Below are 2,021 nucleotides of genomic sequence, written 5' to 3' on the forward strand. Positions count from 1 at the left end.
GGTCGAAGAGCTGGCGCATGTCCAGGATCGAGTCGATCGCGACACCGGCCATACCGACGTCACCCTGGACGCGAGGGTGGTCGGAGTCGTAGCCACGGTGGGTGGCGAGGTCGAAGGCGACCGAGAGCCCCTTCTGGCCCGCCTGCAGGTTGCGGCGGTAGAAGGCGTTGGAATCGGCGGCGGTGGAGAAGCCCGCGTACTGGCGGATGGTCCACGGCTGATTCACGTACATGGTCGGGTACGGGCCACGCAGGAACGGCGCGACGCCGGGCACGGTGTCGAGCGGATAGCCCTGCGCGACAACAGCATCCCGATCGGCCTTGGTGAACACCGGCGGAACGTCGATGCCCTCCGGGGTCGACCAGACCAGCTGTTCGGGCGTGGTGGGGTTCGCCGTCGCCGCGTCGGCCACGAACGCGCGGACCTGCTCGGCGTCGACGTCGGCCGGCGCGGACGCGTGATCGGTCAGCGGCACCTCGGCGAAGCTGCCGATGACGTGCTCGATATCGGACGTGGTCATCAGGCTCCCACCTTCTCCAGCAGCTGCGACAGAACCGCGACCGCGTCGATACGCAGGGCCAGGTACCCGTCGGGACGCTGCGTCCCGCTGAATTGCTCGACCGCCTTCTCCGGTCCGGCCAGCAGCACGGTCTCGATTCCGGCGGCGCGCAGGGCGTCGGTGGCGGCTCCCGCCTGCTCGCCGTAGCGCTTGTCCGCACCGCACAGAACCGCGATGCGCGCACCGGATTCGGTGGCGGCGGCAGTGATCGCGTCGACCGTGAGCGGACCGGGGTTGACCGACTCGATGCCGCCCGAGGCGAGCACGTTCGCGGTGAAGATGGTGCGCGCGTTGTGCTCGGCGACCAGGCCGAGCGGCACGATCAGCGCCTTCGGGCGGGCACCGTTGGCAGCCAGGTAGGCATCGGAGCGGTTACGCAGCGCTTCGAAGGCAGCGCCGTAGCGCGCATTCGGGCCCGGCTCGCGAGCCTGCTCCGAGAGCGGGGTCTCGGCGAGGTTGGGGAACTCGTTGACGCCGGTGACCGCGGTGCGGCGATGGGCGACGTCGGCAGCGCGCGCGGCGGCGGTCTCGGCGATCCGGGCCGCGAGCACACCGGTGTCGAGCGCGGCGAGGTAGCCGCCCGCCGACTCGAGCTCCTGCATGAACTCCCATGCCTTGGCGGCGAGTTCGTCGGTCAGCTTGTCGACGTACCAGGAACCGGCGGCCGGGTCCTGCACGTGCCCGAGACGGGATTCCTCGAGCAGCAGCAGCTGGGTGTTGCGCGCCAGGCGCTGGGAGAACGTCGTGGATACGCCGAGTTCGCCTGCGGGCAGGGCCGCGTCGAAGGGCAGAACGGTCACCGAATCGGCACCGCCGACGCCGGCGCCGAATGCGGCGAGCGTGGTGCGCAACAGGTTCACCCAGGGATCGCGCTGGGTCATCATGGCGGCCGAGGTGATCGCGTGCTGCGGGGCGGCGCCGAAGGCGGGCGCACCGGAGACCTGGGCCACTCGGGCCCACAGGCGCCGGGCCGCCCGGAATTTCACGATGGTGGCGAATTGGTCGTCGGTCGCCGCGAAGCGGAACTCGAGCTGACCGAACGCGTCGGCGATGTCGACCCCGGCACCGGTGAGCAGGCGCAGGTAGGCCAGACCGGCCGCGACGGCGGCGCCCACTTCCTGTGCGTCGGCGGCACCGGCGTTGTGGAAGGCGATGCCGTCCACCGTGATCGCGCGGACCGTCTCGGGCCGGGCGATCGCGCGCACGGCCAGCGCCACGGTCTCGGCGTGGTCGAGGTCTTCGGCACCGGTGAAGGCGCTGGTCAGCGGGGCCGCGCCGAGGCCGACCCGGATCTGCGTGCGATCGGCGATCGAGTACCCGTCGAGGACGTCGAACACCTGCTCGGCGGCCGTGCCGGTCGCCGCACCGGCCACCAGCGTCAGCGGTGCCAGCTCGAACAGCAGCCCACGCAGGGCAAGGGGGATGTCGTCGACGGCGACGCCGTAGGTGCCCACTCCGAGCG

2 protein-coding genes are annotated in these 2,021 nt (G+C 71.4%); both read right to left on the reverse strand.

The genetic code is table 11. From position 1 onward, the window contains the following. Positions 1 to 520, reverse strand: a 520-nt coding sequence (locus ACFWF3_RS33765) for a methylmalonyl-CoA mutase family protein (protein ID WP_379318041.1), incomplete at its 3' end; no start/stop codon positions are given. Next, on the reverse strand, positions 520 to 2,021 hold a 1,502-nt coding region (locus ACFWF3_RS33770), incomplete at its 5' end, for a methylmalonyl-CoA mutase family protein (RefSeq protein WP_379318043.1). The genes ACFWF3_RS33765 and ACFWF3_RS33770, both read right to left, overlap by 1 nt.

Origin of the sequence: Nocardia sp. NPDC060220 (assembly GCF_042727815.1) — a bacterium.
Classification (GTDB): Bacteria; Actinomycetota; Actinomycetes; order Mycobacteriales; family Mycobacteriaceae; genus Nocardia.